This is a genomic window from Paenibacillus naphthalenovorans, assembly GCF_001465255.1.
Classification (GTDB): Bacteria; Bacillota; Bacilli; order Paenibacillales; family NBRC-103111; genus Paenibacillus_G; species Paenibacillus_G naphthalenovorans.
On sequence record NZ_CP013652.1, the window covers coordinates 1,175,554 to 1,194,145 of the forward strand.

Sequence of the window (18,592 nt, forward strand, 5' to 3'; positions counted from 1 at the left end):
TTACACAGGTGTACGGAGATGAAGCGGAAGCCTCCGCTTTTCATCTCCGTTTTTTGCCGTCCTTCCTCCGCCATATCTTTTCGGGCGTCTTTCTTCGCTTATAATTTACATGTTTAAATCCGCCGCCAATCCAACATAATAACAGTATCTGTAAAAGTTTGGAGGGATCGGTATGCAATTTCATAAAGATCGGCCGCTCGTCGTACAGAGCGATTTCAGCATTTTGCTGGAATCCCGGCATCCCGCATTCGATGATGTGCGAAAGGGCCTGGCAAGATTTGCCGATCTTGTCAAATCTCCCGAAAACCTGCATACATATCGAATGTCCTCGCTGTCGCTTTGGAATGCGGCGGCAGCGGGAATGACGGCGGAGGAAATCATAACATTTTTGGAGCTGTGGTCCAAATTCGGTATTCCTGCATCCGTAAAGCAGGATATTCGCCGTTTTGTGCAGCGTTACGGCCTGGTTCGAATGGAACGTCTTGGAGAAGACCTGCTTTTAATATCCGACGATGTCGATGTCATTAAAGAGATGGTTTCCTATAAATCGCTTCAATCCTATGGCCTCTGTCAGCTGGATTCGCGGACCTTGCGTTTTTCATCGCTTTACCGGGGACATCTCAAGCAGGAACTGGTCAAAATGGGTTTTCCGGTTGAGGATTTGGCGGGATACAGCCAAGGAGAGCGGCTGCCAATCCGGCTCAGGACGAAAATGAACGGAGGGCGAACCTTTGAACTCCGGGATTATCAGCAATCTGCCGTGGAGTCATTCTACCGTGAGGGCAGCGCGCAGGGAGGAAGCGGTGTTTTGGTACTGCCTTGCGGGGCGGGGAAAACTGTCATCGGCATCGCCGCTATGGGACGGCTAAACTGCGCTACCCTCATATTGACTTCGAACAGTACATCCGTACGTCAATGGAAAAGGGAGATTTTGGAGAAAACCGATGTTACTGAAGAGATGGTGGGAGAATATACCGGGCAGCATAAAGAGGTCAAACCCATTACCATCGCAACGTATCAAATTTTGACCTACCGCAAATCGAAGGATGATCTTTTTGTCCATATGGACTTGTTTAACAAACGGGACTGGGGACTTATCGTGTATGATGAAGTTCACTTGCTGCCTGCGCCGGTATTTCGGGTGACTGCGGATATTCAAGCGACCCGCCGCTTGGGCTTGACAGCTACGTTAATCCGCGAAGACGGCCGGGAAGAAGATGTTTTTTCCCTGGTCGGCCCCAAAAGGTACGAGATGCCCTGGAAGGATCTTGAAACGAAGGGGTGGATCGCCTCGGTGGAATGCATCGAGGTGCGGGTGCCCATGCCTCCGGCAGAAATGGACGTGTATCGTACGGAGGGGGCAAGGCAGAAAATGAAATGCGCAAGCGTCAATTCGGCTAAGCAGGCAGTGGTAGAGGAATTGCTGCGTAAGCATGAAGGCGAGCAAATCTTGATCATTGGCCAGTATCTGGAGCAGCTTCAGGAACTGACCAGGCGAACGGGGGTTCCCTTGATCAGCGGAGAAGTGGCTCACGACAAGCGGGAAAAGCTGTATAACGCCTTCCGGAACGGCGAACTGAAGGTGCTGATCGTTTCCAAAGTAGCCAACTTTGCCGTAGATTTGCCGGACGCCTCCATAGCTATCCAGGTATCGGGGAGCTTTGGTTCCCGCCAAGAGGAGGCTCAGCGGCTCGGACGCATTTTGCGGCCTAAATCAGGGGATAATAAAGCTTACTTTTATACGCTCGTCAGTGAGAACACGAAGGAGCAGGAGTTTGCCATGAACCGGCAGTTATTTCTCATCGAGCAGGGCTACAACTATGTGATCGATCGGGCGGATAGGCAGGAGGAGGCGGTCCTGAAATGAATTATTCGGAAATTTGCGCCCGAATGCCCTGGGAGCTGCGAAGCCGGATACAAGCAGAGACGGTATACGCTCCCTGGCTTGGGCAAGGATACGGTCTGGAGGACATTTGGGCCGATTCGGTTGTGCTGGAAACGATCTTTAATCAGATGGGCCCGGACGAACGGACGGTGCTTGAAGGGATTGTACGGGACATCGGCTCCGAGCTTTTTGACGCGGCTCGGCTGGAGAAATCGGCGAGGGGCTTGTTGTCCGGAGCCGAGATGAAAGCGGGCTTGGCCGGTCTGCTGCGCAAAGGTTTTATTTTCGCTTTTCGAAAAACGTGGGGTGAACTGGTTTACCTGCTTCCGGAAGACAGCTTCGGTCTGTGGCAGCAAATTATGTTTCCTGAGCTTGCCGTTGTTCCGCCGGATGGCACTGCTCTTTCCGGTATCGAACCGATTGAAGCCGTCAAGACCGATATTCGCAGGGGGCTTTTTCAGGCGCTTGTCTTCGCGGCGCAGCAGGAACTGAAGCTGACCCAAAACGGAATCCTGCACAAAAAACAACTGCAAAAATGGCTTGAGCTTATTCCTCTGAACGAAACGCTGTTGCAGGGGACGACGATAAAATATGCGTATGCTGATGCGTATCCGATGAAAGCAGCGATCATGCTCGATATGCTTTTGCGGCTTCAGTTGATCGTGCCGGACGGAGAAACGCTGAAGCTTCAATCCAAAGCGCTCAAAACCTGGCTGAACCGGTCTGTTAACGAACAACATCTCGTGTTGTACAGCATATGGAAGCGGCTGACCCTTCCGGCGGAAGCCTGGCTGCAGCATGCGGTTTCACTTCTTGAAAGGAGCGATCACGGGCATTGGTTTTCTCCGCTTGGGCTTTTGACCGGGCTTGAAAGGCAAGGCCTGATGCCTGTACCGGCTGAATCAGGGCTGGAAGAGCGGCTTGGCCGGCTGCAGCAGAAGTGGCTGGACCCGTTGGCTGCCATGGGCTGGCTTGAAAAAGGCACGGAGGCTCTGGGCGGAAGGGTACATTATCGTTGGTGTGTTAGGCTATTTCAAGCAAGCCGTACTCCGCAGGAGTCTGAGGAACCTGGGCGGTTTATGGTGCAGCCGGACTTCGAGATCATTGTGCCGCCGGACGTGACGGATGAGGTTTGCTGGGAATTGTGCTGTATAGCCGATCCGGTTGCGCACGATCAGGTCAGCGTTTATAAATTGTCCAAAGCCAGTATTCGGCGTGCTTTGGAGAACGGAAGGACGGCTGAAGAGATGGCGGAGTTTCTGGAAGCTCATGCGCTTTACGGAGTTCCCGATCATCTCCTCCCGGCGATAGAAGGATGGGCGAGGCCCTTCGGCAAGTTGACTTTCGTTAACACGCTGTTGCTCCGCTGTGATGATGAAGAGACGGCGTTAACCGTAGCCAAGCTGCCTGGTGCGGCGCCCTATATTCAAGAAGCCGTCGGAACCAAGGATTATATTATTGCTTTGGACGACCTGCAGCCTTTTGCGGCAGTGCTGGAAAAAGCGGGGTATATGCCGGGGATGCCGCTTTTGCTCAACGGTAAGAACGGTTCCGGCCGCGGAAGGTCTTACCCGAAGCTGGCGGATGTAAATCTGCAGGAAGACGAAGCAGATGCCGAGTTCCAGCTGTCGATGGATAGGGGGCTGATTTACTCCAGAAATTCAGCTCATTATTTGCAGCTGGAGTCGCAGCTGCCCGAGCCGGCCGATTTGTATCCCGACTTAAAGGACATTCCCCCGATGTGGCTGAAGGATTATCGGACCTATCACGTTTCTACCCGAAAAGAAATCGTGGAAAAGGCGATCGAGATGAAGACGCTGCTGCAAGTCCGAATGAACGGCACCGATTACCGGGTCGCTCCGCGAAAAGTACAGGATACCCGGGGAACCTGGTGGATGACGGGGGTAGAACAGCGGAAGGACAGGCTCCCTCAAGCATTGGAGGTTCGTTGGCATGCCGGCGAATGGGACGAAATGAAGCTGATTTTGCCAGGAATCAATGATAAATATTAGATCGGCACACCGCTGCCGGATATGATATGATAAATAGGTAGGCCACCATGGTCCAACCTATAGAAAGGCGGTGCTGCATATGGCAGTCATGGAATCCCAGACGATCGATATGTCTGCAATCCTTCTCGGAGCCTATGAATTGGCTGACATGATCAAGCTTTCCGCGGAAACTGCGGATTATTTATATTGGAAGCGGCGTGTAGAGGAGGACGAGGAAGTCGGCAGGCTGACCAAGGAATTTGCCAAACAAAAAGAGCGATTCGCCGAATGCGAACGTTTCGGGCATTACCATCCGAACTATCATGAAGCGCTGGAGCAAGTCAAGAAGGTTCAAGCTCAGCTGGATGCTTTGGAGCCGGTACGCCGTTTTAAGGAAGCGGAGAACCGGCTGGATCAACTGCTTTATGAAATATCGCAGTTGGTAGCGCACTCCGTTTCCGACACGATCAAGGTTCCTTCCAATGACCCGCTGGCCGCAAGCGGCGGCTGCTCTTCAGGCGGCAGCTGCAGCGGCAAGTGCGGTTAAGGCGGCGGAAGAAGCCTTATGACGGTCGTTAATGCCATCTTAAGGCTGCCGAAGCTGAAATGACGGACGGATAGAGCCTACGGTCTCGCCTCGCCGGTTCATGACCTTGGGGTAATGAAATTCGGCAAGCCGTCCGGCTTCCTCCCGGGTCAGGGCTCCAAGCTGCATTAAAGCCTCGGCTGCTGTCGGATAGAGGGCGCGTTCGGCGCCGTCCTCAATCTTGACAGCCAGACCGATCCCGCGATCCGGGACAGCCAGGGCATACACCCCTTCGGCACCCATTTTGCCGATGACGCGGCCTTGCGTTACTTCGGCAAGCCGGGTGTCGAACCGGTTGGTGCCTGCTACATAGTAAGGATGTCGGCCGATGACATGGATGATCTTACGGCACGCCGCGGCGCGCTGGGCTGCAAGCTCGTCAGGGGCGCCCAGACGGGCGTATGCATAGGCGAGTGCAGACAGCGGCACTGCAAATACGGGCACGCCGCAGCCATCGGTGCCGACACCGATATTCTCTGTTGATACGCCGCACATGAATGAGATGATGTGCAGCATTTTTTGTTGGACAGGATGCTCCAAACGGGTATACTGTTTTATAGATACATTCATTGCCTTTGCCAGGACCAGCATGCCGGCATGCTTGCCGGAGCAAGTGTTGTGGAGCTGCGACGGCTGCAGCGCCTTTTGTTTCAGCTCGTCGGCCGAGGGCTTATATAGCGGTTCCTGCCGGCCGCATGCTAGAGCGCTTTCAGTTAGTCCGAGCTTATGCAGAATCGATTGCACCGCCGCGGTGTGTTCCGGTTCCCCGCCGTGGGAAGAGCAGCACAAAGCCGTTTCGGCTTCGGTCAGCCCGAATTGTTCGTCGCCCCGGGCTTCCAGCAGCGGAATGGCCTGAAGCAGCTTGGCGGTTGAACGCATATATCCGTAATGCCGGGGGTTGCCGGCGCAAGCGATCAGCTTGCCTTTGTTGTCCACCACGGCAATATGACCGCGATGCATGCTTTCCGTCAGATTGCCGCGGGTTACCTCACAGAGGTTGTCTTGGTCAAAGGATTGCATTATTGCTTTCATCCTTTCATCATTAGATTAAAGATCCGTACCACCAGTATGGGTTTAAGAAAGAAGGTTATGAGCTATGTTTCCTGAGCGCAGCGGAATCATCGTTTGGTTTAGCGATTTAAAAGCGGCTAGCAAACATTTGGAGAAATACGGCAATGTGCATTACCTCTCCAAAAAGCTGCATTATGCCGCCATGTACGTATATTCCAGCCGTTTGGACGAAACGGTAAAGCAGCTGCAAAAGCTGCCCTTCGTCAAAAAAGTCGAGCGGTCGTACCGCAATGAAATCAAAACCGAGTATAATAATAATATTCCTGATAAAACAAGATTCTACACGTTATAACGGCGGAACTTGCGTCTGCATATGTTATATCATACGCCCGGAGCGGAGCTCTGCCCGGCGTATTTTTTTGTTTTTTCCAAACAGCCCTTTTGTTTTTTGTTATAATAGGCTGAAGGATCGATTTGAACTGGAGGTTCACCTTTCTGATTGCCCAAGATGTTTTCTTTTAAGACTCGTCAGACGTTCTTTTGATCTTCGATTATAAGCTTCTCATATGATGGGTACCAAGTAGGCGGAGGATTCGATATAATGGCGCTAAATTTTCACCAGCTTCATATTTTTTATACGGTTGCGGAGAAGGGCAGTTTTTCTCATGCCGCGCAGGCGCTTCATATGACTCAACCGGCTGTTACGATGCAGGTGCAGTCGCTCGAAGATTATTTTGGAACGAAGCTGTTCATCCGTTCGACCAAGCGGGTCGAGTTGACGGAGGCGGGACGCACGCTGCTGCCGTTTGCTTTGCGAAGCATTGAGCTGATGAAGGAAACGGACATCAGTATGTCCAAGTTCACGCATATGCTGGAAGGCAGACTTCATTTGGGAGCAAGCTTGACGGTAGGGGAATATATTTTGCCCAGACTGCTCGGGCCGTTTAGCGCCGAATATCCGAATATATCGGTTAGTATGAAAGTCAACAACACGAAGCTGATTCTTGAAGAAGTCCTGAACCATCAGTTAACCTTCGGTTTAGTGGAGGCCGAAGTGAAGCATCCCGATGTGCATACGGAAGCGGTGCTCAGCGACGAGCTGAAGCTGATTGTCCCGCAGAATCATCCTTTGGCGGAACGGGAGCGTATTCCGTTGGAAGAGATGCTGAAGTATCCCTTTGTGCTCCGGGAGCAGGGCTCGGGTACGCGAAGGGTGATGGAAGAGGAACTGGCAAAGGCGGGATGCGACGTATCCATGCTCAAAATCGTGATGGAGCTTGGCAGTACGGGAGCGGTCAAATCGGCGGTGGAAGCGGGCCTCGGGATTTCCATCCTGTCCCAATCCTCGGTAAGGCACGAGGCGGCTCTTGGAGTGCTGAAAGTAAAGGATGTCGAAGGCATTCGCTTTACGCGGAGTTTCTATGCGATCTATTTGAGCTCCACACTGCTTCCCATTTCTGCGGTGACGTTCTTGACGTTCTTGAGAGAGCGGGATCTGAGCCAATGGTTATAACAGACCGGACAGACCGGACGGATCCAAAAGCAAGCCGGGTACGGCCCAACGGAAATCTGTGACAACGAAACAGATAAAATAGGCATGTTAAGGGGAGGTATTCATGATGTCTTACGCCGATTTGCATACTCATACGTTGGCATCCGACGGCACCGGCTCTCCGTCCGACAACGTCAGGTTGGCCTCGGAAGCAGGCTTAAGCGCCGTAGCCGTAACGGATCATGATACGGTGGGAGGGCTGGCCGAGGCTCAGGAGGCCGGATTGAAGTATGGCATAGCCGTTATCCCCGGAGTGGAAATCAGTACGGTGCATAACGGGCAGGACATTCATGTGCTCGGGTATTGGATCGATGAAAAGGATTCGCTATTCTTGTCCAGGTTGGCAGACCTGAGACAGGTTCGGGACCGGCGCAATGAAATGATGGTCGCCCGGTTGCAGGAGCTTGGCATCTCCATTACGATGGAAGACGTTCTAAAGTCGGTACAGGCTTCGAAAAAAGAGGGAGATACGATCGGAAGGCCGCATATCGCGGATGCCCTCGTACGTCTCGGAGCGGCAGATTCCATGGCCGACGCTTTCAACCGTTATTTGGCCAAAGGGGCGGCGGCCTATGTCAATCCGCCGCGGATTACGCCGTTTGAGGCCGTTCGCTGGATTATGGAAGCGGGAGGCGCCGCGGTGCTTGCCCATCCGGGGCTATACGGACAGGATGATTTGATCCCGCAGCTTGCGCAGGCCGGAATGATCGGCTTGGAGGCCTACCATTCGGATCATTCGCCGGAACAGGAAGAACATTATGCGGCATTGGCGCAAGAGCATGATTTGCTCATTACAGCGGGGTCCGATTATCATGGCGAACGGGGCGGCGTTGTGTTTCATGCGCCCATCGGGGCTCGCCGAATCGACGCGGATGTGGTGGACCGGTTGTTCGAGCGGAAAGGATTGCGGCCATGAAGATCCGCAAATGATGACCCCGGTTTGGTCGCTGGCCGAAGCCCGGAACTTAGTTTCAAAATATTGTCTTGAGAATCAATGGTTACGCCAAAGAGATCGCTCACTTTAATAATGATTTCAATGCTCGGATAATTTTGACCATTTTCCCATTTGGAAACCGACTGTCGACTTACAAAAAGTTTTTCCGCCAATTCTTCTTGAGACCAGCCTTTTTTCTTTCTCTCGTTTTTTAACTTCTCCGCAAAAATCATTTCGGCAGTCACCTTTCTGCATCATATACATCCATTATTGTTAAACCCCATGTGAAAAGTAAAGATAGCTTTGGTTGCAGCTGCCCAGCAACCCCAAGTTGCATCCTCTATAACAGCCGTTTGCACCGGCGTACGCATGCCGCCATCTTGCGGCATTTGCATTTCTGCCAGTCAGCTTCATCCTGCTGTCCGTTGGCGGCGCTCAAGAAACGGCGAGGAAAATGAAACGCAGGCGTGAATTGGTGTAGAACCGCCTTCGGTGGCGGATTGTCTCTGTTATGCTGAACATCAGCGTAACAGAGATCTGCCGACGATGACCATGGAAATGATTCCCATACCCTTACTCCTGCCAATGTGAGATGTATTATTTGAACACGTACAGTAACTTTAATGAGCTGCAAAGGGACATTGATGCGTACATCTTCTTTTACTAACGAATGGTTACAAGCCAAATTAAACGGCCTCAGTCCGAAGGAATTCAGGACGAAGGCCGCTTAACTGATTTTTATTTTAGTACTGTCTATTTGACAGGGTACAGTTCATCCATCAGGTTGACTTATGGGACAGCCCCTTTTTACTTTACCGTAACCGGCATCTGTTTGATGGCTTCGGCGTCGGGCGTAACGAACAGCGTTTTTTGATGCTCGTAAATGACGAACCCGGGTTTGGCGCCGTTGGGTTTGCGTACATGCCTGATCAGCGTGTAATCGACAGGCACTTGACTCGATTCCCTGGCCTGGCTGTAATAAGCGGCCAGCCGGGCGGCTTCATGCAAAGTGGCTTCGCCGTATTCGGAGCTGCGGATGACGACGTGGGACCCTGGAATGTCTTTGGTGTGCAGCCACGTATCCCCCGAATGGGCGAGACGGTTGGTCAAGTATTCGTTCTGGGTGTTATTTTTGCCGACATAAATAGGTACGCCTTCGCTGGAAGTATAGCAAGAAAGAAGCGGCTTTTGATTCGGCTTTTTTTTGCGTCCCTTCTTGCCGCGGCTGCGAAGGTATCCTTGTTCCTCCAGCTCCTCGCGAATCTCCTCGATATCTGCAAGTCCTGCGCTCGACAGCTGCTGTATCAGATTGTCCAAATAACCGATTTCCTCGTGCGCTTGCGCCATCTGCTCCTCTACGGCGATCAGGCTGTTTTTGCTTTTCGTATATTTTTTGAAGTAGCGCTGCGCGTTTTCCGAGGCGGTCAGTAAAGGATCAAGCTCGATCGTAATTGGGCGCTGCTCCTCATCATAATAATTGATGACCTCGATTTGCCGCTCGCCTTTGGTGACCAGGTGCATCGATGCCGTAAGCAGCTCCCCGAGAATGCGAAACTTATCGGCCTCGCGCGCTTCCTTCAGCGTCTCCTCGAGCTTTTCCAGCTTCTTGACGTTTTTGCTCCGTTCATTGGAAAGGAGCCTGAGCAGGTCGGACGCCTTTTGCTTGACGGCATCCCGTTCGGCCTTGTCCCCATAATAAGCTTCCAGACAAGCGCTGACCGTCTCGTAACGGCGAACCTCTCCGGGAATGTGGGTGAGAGCGGTGACGGAAAAAAAGGTTTTCCCGGTTTGCTCCTGCTCCACAATCACCGGATCGAGCACTCCGCTGCGGACCTGATCCGTCAGCAAGCGCAGGGGCTCCCACAATTTCTCCGCCATATCGGCAGGGGACATAACGGCAGGACCGTCTCCCAAAGCTCGATAAACGAGCTCGCGGGCGCCCAGCGGGCTAAAACCGCTTAGGCGCTGCACCAGCGTCTGCTCCCAGAAGCGGCGTGAGGCCGCCTCCTCAGGCGGGACACCCTCGGCGCTTTCCGCCATCAGTGCAATAAACCGGTCTTTGTTCAAGTCGAACGGCAACGTCTTGTGCTGTTCCGGGGGCGCAATATAGCTGCTGCCGGGCATGACTACGCGGTAGCTGCTGATCGCCGGCGTAACGTGATGAATCCCGTCCAAAATCACGCCGGTGGCCGGGTCCATCAAGATGATGTTGCTGTGGCGGCCCATGATTTCCACAATGAGCGTTTTGACGCTCAGGTCGCCCAGTTCATCGCGCTGGCGGATGCGGAAGTGAAGAATCCGTTCAAGCCCGGGCTGTTCGATCGCTTCGATGATGCCTCCTTCACAGTGCTTGCGCAGGAGCATGCAAAACATGGGCGCTTCCAGCGGATTCATAAAGCTTTGTTCCGTGAGATGGACACGCGGGTAAGTCGGGTTGGCCGACAGAAGCAGCTTCACGGTGCGGCCCGCCGCGCGGATCTGCACAATAATATCGTTATTGGAAGGCATTTGTATTTTATTGATTCGGCCCATGACGCAGCTTTGCAGCTCGCGGGAGAGGCCGTGAACGACGAGACCGTCTAATGACATGTTAAGAACAACTCCAATCGTGCGAGGATGAGTCTGTTTTTGAGTGCTACCCTTTATCATGCCATATTTTCTCTTCGAAGGAAAACGTGATATTTTGTGGCTTGTCTGAATACATTTAGCCTAGACGACCTTTTGGGAGGGAAAGAGCAGATGAGTCAGAAACATTGGTATCAAATGACGGCCGAGGAAACGCTGCAGTCGTCGGGGACGGAGCCCTCAAAAGGGCTGGCTGCGGAAGAAGCGGACAAGCGGCTTGCCGTTTACGGCAAAAATGAGCTGGCGGATGGACAAGGCATATCGGCGCTCACGCTTTTTTTGAACCAGTTTAAAGATTTCATGGTTCTGGTACTCGTTGGAGCTACATTAATATCCGGCTTGCTCGGTGAATATTTGGATGCCATCACGATTATCGCCATCATCATTATGAACGGAATTCTTGGCTTCGTGCAGGAGTTTCGTGCAGAGCGTTCCTTGCGCGCGCTAAAGGAGCTTTCCGCACCCAATGCCAAGGTGATCAGAGACGGAAAGCTGGAGCAGCTTCCGGCCCGCGAGCTGGTTCCGGGCGATATTGTCGTGCTGGAAAGCGGCGACCGCATTCCGGCCGATATCCGTTTTATCGAGGTATACAGCACGTATGCGGAAGAGTCGGCGCTCACGGGGGAGTCCGTTCCGGTAGCCAAGCATATCGGGGCGATTCACGGAGAAGGCGTAACTCTCGGAGATCAGCGCAATCTGGGATTTATGGGAACCCTGCTGACGAGGGGCTCGGCTAAAGGGGTCGTAATTCGTACCGGCATGGCCACGGAAATGGGCAAGATCGCGGATCTCATTCAAAACACGGATGCGATGGAGACGCCGCTGCAGCATCGTCTGGAGCAGCTCGGTAAAATTCTGATCATCGTCGCTCTGGCATTGACGGTGATGGTCGTCGCAGCGGGCATCCTGCACGGGCAGGAACCGTACGGCATGTTTTTGGCCGGCGTCAGCCTGGCGGTTGCAGCGATTCCAGAAGGCCTGCCGGCCATCGTAACGATCGCTCTGGCTCTCGGCGTACAGCGGATGATTCAGCGCAAAGCGATCGTCCGCAAGCTGCCGTCGGTCGAAACGCTGGGCTGCGCATCGGTGATTTGCTCCGATAAAACGGGAACGTTAACCCAGAACAAAATGGCGGTCACCCACTTATGGGTAGGAGGCCACTGGCTGGAGGTCACCGGGGACGGCTACGACCCTCGCGGGGATATTCTGAGGAACGGAGAGCAGGCGGACATTAAAAAAAATCAAATGCTCCGCCGATTGCTTCAGATATCCGTGCTTTGCAACAATGCTTCTCTGCATGAAGAAACAAGTGACAACAAGAAGAAAAAAGCGGATGCCGAACCGTCCCGCGCTTGGCGTATCAAGGGAGACCCGACAGAGGGGGCGCTTGTTGTCCTGGGGGCGAAAGCGGGCATTACGCAGCGTTCTCTGGATGGGCTGTACCGCCGGGTCAACGAGTTGCCTTTCGATTCAGAGAGAAAACGGATGTCTGTTGTCGTGGAGCACCAGGGAGGGCGGATGGTATGTACGAAGGGGGCGCCCGATGTGCTGGTGCAGCAGTGCTCTTATATATTGTGGGATGATAAAATCATCCCGTTTACTCCCACATTAAAGCAGAAGGTACTCTCCGCCAATGAGGACATGGCCAAAAACGCGCTGCGCGTGCTGGGACTCGCTTATCGGGATCTGAAGCCGGCGGATCGGGACCTTCAGGAAACGCAGCTGGAATACCAGCTTGTGTTTGTAGGCTTGACAGGCATGATCGACCCGCCGAGGCGCGAGGTCAGGGAAGCGATCGTCAAATGCCGTCGTGCGGGGATCAAGACCGTCATGATTACGGGCGACCACCAAACCACGGCGGAGGCGATTGCCTTGCAGCTCGGCATTCTTCCGCAGGACGGGCTGGCCATGAATGGCCGCCAGCTTTCGGTGATGACCGACGACGAGCTGGACAAACGGGTGGATGACGTGTATGTGTACGCCCGCGTTTCTCCGGAGCACAAGCTGAGGATCGTCAAGTCGCTTCAGCGCCGGGGCCATACGGTAGCGATGACCGGAGACGGTGTGAACGACGCGCCGGCCATCAAGGCGGCGGATATCGGCATTGCGATGGGCATCAGCGGTACGGATGTATCTAAAGAAGCGTCTGCGCTAGTGCTCAGCGACGATAATTTCGCCACCATCGTATCCGCTATTGAAGAAGGGCGGGGCATTTATGAGAATATCCGCAAATTTATCCGGTACTTGCTTGCTTCCAATGTCGGAGAAATTATGACGATGTTCCTGGCCATGATGTGCGGGCTGCCGCTGCCGCTGGTGCCGATCCAGATTTTATGGGTCAATCTGGTGACCGACGGCCTGCCGGCGATGGCGCTCGGCGTCGATCAGGCGGAGAAGGATCTTATGCAGCAGAAGCCGCGTTCGGCCAAGGAGAACATTTTTGCGCGGCGTCTGGGATGGAAGATTGTCAGCCGCGGAATCCTGATCGGATTGTGTACGCTGGCGGCTTTCTACATCACCTTGAAGCAGGGAGGAGACAGCCCGAATGCGCTGGTCAAAGCACAGACGGTTGCGTTCGTTACGCTCGTTATGGCGCAGCTTATTCATGTGTTCGACTGCCGGAGCTCGCGCTCGATCTTTCACCGCAATCCGCTGCAAAACGTTTGGCTTGTACTGGCGGTCGTTTCTTCGCTGCTGCTGATGCTGCCCGTACTGTACGTGGAGCAGCTTCAGCCGATTTTCAAGACCGTCCCGCTCGGGGGGCTCGATTGGCTGCTCGTCCTCGTATTTGCTGGTATTCCAAGCTTCCTCATGGGCATTGGCAGCGTGCTGAGCGGTTCCTCCAAGCGCAAGCGCATGACATACGGCGGCGGCCCGAAACCGATCGGACCTGCCGCAAGATAATAGAAACGATAAGGACTCCGGCATCTTGAAAGCGGAGTTCTTTTGTTTGCTTTTTTAAACGGATTGGTATAAAATTTTTCGTCAGCGGGTATGCATTCCGGCGAAATTGCGATATAGTATGAGGAAAATGCTCAAACAGGAGTGCAGACGATGGATTTCACGAAAATGCATGGATTGGGAAATGATTTTATCGTGCTGGCCGGACATGACGAACTGCCTCGGGATGCATCTGAGCTGGCGGTTCGTTTATGCGACCGTCATTTCGGCATCGGTGCGGACGGAATGGTCTATTTGCTGCCTTCACAGAAGGCTGACTATAGGATGCGAATCATCAATTCGGACGGCTCGGAGGCGGAGCAGTGCGGCAACGCCATCCGCTGCGCCGCTAAATATATTTATGATCACGGAATGGTGGACAAAGCGGCAACCGGGCTTACCATTGAAACGATCGGTGCAGGGGTGCAGCCCGTGCAGCTTTCGGTTACGGACGGACGAGTGACGGCGGTTCGCGTTGATATGGGCGCGCCTGTTCTGAACGGGCTTGAGGTGCCTACGGTCATCGATGCGGAACGTATCGTCTCATACCCGGTTTCCGTAGACGGACAGGAATTTCGCTTTACCGCCGTGTCGATGGGGAATCCGCACTGCGTGATTTTTACGGAAGACGCGCTCCAGGTTGACCTTTACAAGTGGGGACCCGAACTGGAGAACCATCCGTTATTTCCCCGCCGCATCAACGTTGAGTTCGCTACGGTGCACAGCCGGGATTATGCCGACATGCGCGTGTGGGAACGCGGAGCAGGGCCAACGCTGGCTTGCGGGACAGGAGCATGCGCCACGTTGGTGGCCGGGGTGCTGAACGGACTGATGGACCGCAAGGCGACCGTGTCGTTAAAAGGCGGCGATCTGCTGATCGAGTGGAGTGAGGCGGACAATCATGTCTATATGACCGGACCGGCGGAAACGGTGTTTAAAGGAACGCTTTAACGTATATGATGGGAAGAGGGGGCGCCGCGATGAAAGCGGATTTGAGAGAAGCGCTCCGGCAGCAGCTCATTGTCGGGGACGGGGCTATGGGGACATATTTGTACCAAATGGGCTTTCCTGTCGGCATTTCATATGAGGAATTGAATTTGCTTAAGCCGGACGTCATTATGGATGTCCACCGCAGATATTATGAGGCCGGCGCACGGTTGATCGAGACGAACACCTTCTCGGCTAACCGTGAAAAACTGTCCAAATATGGATTGGAGCAGGAAGTGGAGGCCATCAACCGCGCGGGTGTCGATTTAGCCAGACGGTCGGTCGGCAGCGATGCTTATGTCGTCGGGGCGATCGGTTCGATCCGCGCGGGCAAACGCAAAAATGTGCGTACGGCCAAGGTCAAGGATGATTTGAAGCAGCAAATTGAAGTGCTGGCGGATACGCCGGTGGACGGGCTGTTGCTGGAGTCGTTCTACGATCTGGAGGAGCTGCTGATTGCATTGAAGCTGATCCGAAAGATCAGCAGCCTGCCTGTCATTTGCCAGTTCGCGACAGAAGGTACCGGATCGACCCACGACGGCATTCCGCTGGATGAGGCGTTTCGGCGGCTTCTGGCAGCAGGGGCGGATGTGGTCGGCTTCAACTGCCGCAGCGGTCCGAACGGGCTGATGCGCTCGCTGGAACGCATCGCCGGAATGGAGGCCGCCCCGCCGTTTTCCATATTCCCGAATGCGGGGATAGCCGACTATGTAGACGGACGCTATACGTTTGCGGCGACGCCGTCTTATTTCGGTGAAACGGCGCGGAAGTTTGTCGATCTCGGCGCACGGATTATCGGCGGATGCTGCGGAACGACCCCCGAGCACATCGCTGCGATAGCCTCGTCGCTAAGAGGGTACGTTCCGGATCCGGCAGCGATTCGCAAGCTTACTGAAAACGTCAGGGAGCCTCGACCGGAAAGGATTGCGGAGCCGGTTCAGGTGTCCGATAGGCCGCCGGCCGCACCGCCTGTACAGTCGGAGCCTACGATCGTCGACCTGGTGAAGGAGCGGCCTACGGTAATCGTAGAGCTGGATCCTCCGCGGGATTTGGACATCGAGAAGTTTATGCAGGGGGCGTCCGCGCTTAAGAAAGCCGGAGCTGATGCGCTCACGATGGCGGACAATTCGCTTGCCGTAACGCGAATGAGCAATCTGGCGCTCGGTAGTCTCGTGCAGGAGCGTATAGGCATTCGGCCGCTCATTCATATCGCCTGCCGCGACAGGAACATGATCGGAACGCAGTCGCACATGATGGGACTGCATGCACTGGGCATCGACCACGTGCTTGCGGTAACGGGCGATCCGGCGAAATTCGGAGACCTGCCCGGATCGAGCTCCGTATACGATTTGACTTCGTTCGAAATCATCCGCATGATCAAGCAGCTGAATGAAGGGGTTTCTTTCTCGGGCAAGCCGCTGAAGAAAAAAGCGAACTTCATTGTCGGAGCTGCGTTTAATCCGAACGTCAAATATTTGGATAAAGCGGTGCGGCGGTTGGAACGCAAGATCGAGTCCGGTGCCGATTACATCATGACCCAGCCGGTTTACAATGCCGAGCTGATCGAAAAAATCAGCGAGGCGACCAGGCACCTCAACGTGCCGATCTTCCTGGGCATTATGCCGCTGGCCAGCGGAGGCAATGCGGAATATTTACACAATGAGGTGCCGGGGATTCAACTGTCCGACGAAGTGCGTCAGCGCATGAGCGGTCTCAAAGGCGAGGAAGGACGAGCTATGGGCGTGCAAATCGCCAAGGAACTGCTGGATGTGGCTTTGAGCCATTTTAAAGGCATTTACTTGATGACGCCGTTCCTTGCATATGAGATGACTGTTGAATTGACCAAATACGTGTGGCAGAAAGCGGGAAGACGCGATTTCCACTTGTACCCTCTGGAAAAATGAATTAAAATAGGGTAATGGATGTGAATGCCATGATGACCAGTATGACTGGGTTCGGCCAAGCCGCTCGAAGCCTCGCGGGCTTTCGTTTGCAGATCGACTTGAAATCGGTCAACCATCGTTACTGCGAGGTCGTTGTAAGGATGCCCCGGGAATGGGCCCGTTACGAAGACGCAGTAAAACGTGCGGTGCTTGCACGGGTGAAGCGCGGTCGGGTGGATGCCTTTGTTTCGGTTGAACGGGACGGTAAGGCTCCGCAAACTGTCGAAGTGGACTGGGCATTGGCCATGGGTTACCGGCAAGCGGCCGAGCAGATGCGAGAGAAGCTGTCGCTTTCAGAGGAGCTGTCGCTTCGCGATCTGTTGTCAATACCCGGTATGGTTTCGCTTAAGGACAAGCCGGAGCTGGAGGATGAGGTGCTGGAGCGCGAATTGTTCTCTTGTGCGGATGAGGCTGCCAAGGAACTCGTGACGATGCGCGAGCGTGAAGGCGAGGTACTTCTTGCGGATTTGGAGCAGCGTATTGGGGTCATGGAAAGCTATAGGCTGGAGGCCGTTCAATTAGCTCCGATCATCGTGAAGGAATATGCCGGGAAGCTTAAAAGCCGAATTCAGGAGCTGCTGCAGCATATGCCCTTAGACGAGAACCGGTTGGCGATGGAAGTGGCATTGTTCGCGGACCGTGCTGCGATCGATGAGGAATTGACCCGGCTGAACAGCCATTTCGGCCAGTTCAAGAAGCTGCTCAGGTCCGCCGAACCGGTAGGCCGCAAGCTGGATTTCCTCGTTCAGGAAATAAATCGGGAAGTGAATACGATCGGCTCCAAAGCCAATTATGCGCCGCTTTCCTCCATTGTGGTGGAGATGAAGGCGGAGCTGGAAAAGATGCGGGAGCAGATCCAAAATATCGAATAACATACCTTATTAGTAATATCATTCTTTCTTTTGAAACGGTGTTGGTTGATCAACGACTAAAGAAGAAAACTGTTGCCGTGCGTCGGTTTCCTTCCCGCGAACAACGCCTGATTTCAAAGAAAGAACCAGGGGGAACCTATAGATGGCGATCAAACTTATCAACATCGGTTTCGGGAACATCGTTTCCGCGAATCGAATCATTTCCATTGTAAGTCCTGAATCGGCTCCGATCAAACGGATCATTCAGGAAGCGCGTGACCGCCATATGCTGATTGATGCGACGTATGGCCGCCGTACGCGTGCCGTTATTATTACGGACAGCGACCATGTCATCCTGTCGGCGGTTCAGCCCGAAACGGTAGCGCATCGACTTTCCAATAAGGACGATGATCATGACGAGTAATTTGGGTTACGGCCCTGCAGAAAAAGGAATATTAATCGTGCTTTCAGGACCTTCCGGGGTTGGAAAAGGAACGGTGTGCAAAGAGCTAAGAAGGTGCGCGCCGGACATCGTATACTCCGTGTCGGCAACGACCCGCCCGCCTCGAGCCGGTGAAGTGGACGGAGTGAATTATTTTTTTAAGACGAGGGAACAGTTTCAGCAGCTGATCGACCAAGACCAGATGCTGGAGTGGGCGGAATACGTAGGTAATTATTATGGAACGCCGCGCAAATTTGTGGAAGATACGTTAAACAGCGGCAAAGACATCATTTTGGAAATTGAAGTGCAGGGCGCACTCAAAGTCAAGCAGAAATTTCCGGAGGGCGTCTTTATTTTCCTGCTCCCCCCGTCGCTTAACGAATTGGAGAGCCGCATTGTAGGACGGGGGACGGAATCGGAGGATTCGATCCGCAGCCGATTGTCCGTAGCCTTAGATGAGATTGCTTTGATTGAACATTACGACTATGCGATCATCAATGATCAAGTGGAACTGGCCTGTTCCCGGATTCGCAGTATTCTCACGGCGGAGCACTGCCGTAAAGCGCGCATGGTTTCCAAAATAAAACACTGGATGGCTGAGGTGAAAAAATAAGATGCTGTACCCTTCCATAGATCGGCTTTTGGACAAAGTAGACAGTAAGTACTCTTTGGTGGTCGCCGCCTCCAAACGAGCGCGGATGCTTCGTGACGGAGCGAAGACCGAAGTGCAGAACCAGAAATCGCACAAATACGTAGGTTTGGCTCTTGAGGAAATTTACGAGGGACATATCTCGTATGAGAAGCTGTATAACAAAGAATCCATAAAGTAAAACAACAACCCTCGC

15 protein-coding genes and 1 pseudogene are annotated in these 18,592 nt (G+C 53.6%); 13 read left to right on the forward strand and 3 right to left on the reverse strand.

Annotated features, from left to right (window positions below; genetic code table 11):
* Positions 1-172: 172 nt before the first annotated feature.
* The 3 genes from IJ22_RS05665 to IJ22_RS05675 all read left to right on the forward strand — a co-directional run bounded on the left by IJ22_RS05665 (position 173) and on the right by IJ22_RS05675 (position 4,423).
* Positions 173-1,867, forward strand: a complete 1,695-nt coding sequence (locus IJ22_RS05665; RefSeq protein ID WP_062407847.1) for a DNA repair helicase XPB — start codon at positions 173-175, stop codon at positions 1,865-1,867.
* Positions 1,864-3,897 carry a helicase-associated domain-containing protein gene (locus IJ22_RS05670; RefSeq protein WP_062407849.1) on the forward strand — a complete coding sequence of 678 codons (2,034 nt, stop codon included), beginning with the start codon at positions 1,864-1,866 and terminating at the stop codon, positions 3,895-3,897. The genes IJ22_RS05665 and IJ22_RS05670 overlap by 4 nt, the downstream gene beginning before the upstream one ends.
* Before the next feature lie 79 nt (positions 3,898-3,976).
* Complete coding sequence (locus IJ22_RS05675) at positions 3,977-4,423, forward strand: YlbF/YmcA family competence regulator (protein WP_054818054.1); 447 nt, start codon at positions 3,977-3,979, stop codon at positions 4,421-4,423.
* 39 nt (positions 4,424-4,462) lie between these two features.
* Here IJ22_RS05675 and IJ22_RS05680 read toward each other — a convergent pair whose 3' ends face one another.
* The gene (locus tag IJ22_RS05680) at positions 4,463-5,482 is read right to left on the reverse strand and encodes an asparaginase (RefSeq protein ID WP_062407852.1); all 1,020 of its coding nucleotides are present in this window, start codon (positions 5,480-5,482) and stop codon (positions 4,463-4,465) included.
* A gap of 76 nt (positions 5,483-5,558) precedes the next feature.
* Between IJ22_RS05680 and IJ22_RS05685 the strand changes: the two genes are divergently transcribed.
* From IJ22_RS05685 to IJ22_RS05695, 3 genes are all read left to right on the forward strand, one after another.
* Positions 5,559-5,825: a YlbG family protein gene (locus tag IJ22_RS05685; RefSeq protein WP_062407854.1), complete on the forward strand. Its 267-nt coding sequence runs from the start codon at positions 5,559-5,561 to the stop codon at positions 5,823-5,825.
* 249 nt (positions 5,826-6,074) lie between these two features.
* Positions 6,075-6,986 (forward strand): selenium metabolism-associated LysR family transcriptional regulator, encoded by a 912-nt coding sequence (locus IJ22_RS05690; RefSeq protein WP_062407856.1) that lies wholly within the window; start codon positions 6,075-6,077, stop codon positions 6,984-6,986.
* 106 nt (positions 6,987-7,092) lie between these two features.
* Complete coding sequence (locus IJ22_RS05695; RefSeq protein ID WP_082660695.1) at positions 7,093-7,941, forward strand: PHP domain-containing protein; 849 nt, start codon at positions 7,093-7,095, stop codon at positions 7,939-7,941.
* A gap of 74 nt (positions 7,942-8,015) precedes the next feature.
* On the opposite strand, the pseudogene IJ22_RS25640 reads toward IJ22_RS05695, so the two are convergent.
* A pseudogene (locus IJ22_RS25640) lies at positions 8,016-8,192 on the reverse strand (helix-turn-helix domain-containing protein); the annotation flags it as partial.
* Between the two features lie 574 nt (positions 8,193-8,766).
* Positions 8,767-10,548 carry an Rqc2 family fibronectin-binding protein gene (locus IJ22_RS05700; RefSeq protein WP_062407860.1) on the reverse strand — a complete coding sequence of 594 codons (1,782 nt, stop codon included), beginning with the start codon at positions 10,546-10,548 and terminating at the stop codon, positions 8,767-8,769.
* Between the two features lie 150 nt (positions 10,549-10,698).
* Between IJ22_RS05700 and IJ22_RS05705 the strand changes: the two genes are divergently transcribed.
* From IJ22_RS05705 to rpoZ, 7 genes are all read left to right on the forward strand, one after another.
* Entirely contained in the window at positions 10,699-13,488 is a 2,790-nt protein-coding gene (locus IJ22_RS05705; protein ID WP_062407862.1) for a calcium-translocating P-type ATPase, SERCA-type, read from the forward strand.
* A 150-nt stretch (positions 13,489-13,638) separates the two neighbouring features.
* Positions 13,639-14,475, forward strand: a complete 837-nt coding sequence (gene dapF, locus IJ22_RS05710; protein ID WP_171005855.1) for a diaminopimelate epimerase — start codon at positions 13,639-13,641, stop codon at positions 14,473-14,475.
* A gap of 29 nt (positions 14,476-14,504) precedes the next feature.
* Complete coding sequence (locus IJ22_RS05715; protein WP_062407865.1) at positions 14,505-16,415, forward strand: bifunctional homocysteine S-methyltransferase/methylenetetrahydrofolate reductase; 1,911 nt, start codon at positions 14,505-14,507, stop codon at positions 16,413-16,415.
* Positions 16,416-16,444: 29 nt separating this feature from the next.
* Positions 16,445-17,326 carry a YicC/YloC family endoribonuclease gene (locus IJ22_RS05720; protein WP_054818055.1) on the forward strand — a complete coding sequence of 294 codons (882 nt, stop codon included), beginning with the start codon at positions 16,445-16,447 and terminating at the stop codon, positions 17,324-17,326.
* 142 nt (positions 17,327-17,468) lie between these two features.
* The gene (gene remA / locus IJ22_RS05725) at positions 17,469-17,729 is read left to right on the forward strand and encodes an extracellular matrix/biofilm regulator RemA (RefSeq protein ID WP_009672664.1); all 261 of its coding nucleotides are present in this window, start codon (positions 17,469-17,471) and stop codon (positions 17,727-17,729) included.
* Complete coding sequence (gene gmk, locus IJ22_RS05730) at positions 17,719-18,360, forward strand: guanylate kinase (protein WP_062407867.1); 642 nt, start codon at positions 17,719-17,721, stop codon at positions 18,358-18,360. Before remA ends, gmk begins: the two co-directional genes overlap by 11 nt.
* A 1-nt stretch (position 18,361) precedes the next feature.
* Positions 18,362-18,577, forward strand: coding sequence for a DNA-directed RNA polymerase subunit omega (gene rpoZ, locus IJ22_RS05735; RefSeq protein ID WP_054818057.1), 216 nt, complete (start codon positions 18,362-18,364; stop codon positions 18,575-18,577).
* Positions 18,578-18,592 lie beyond the last annotated feature (15 nt).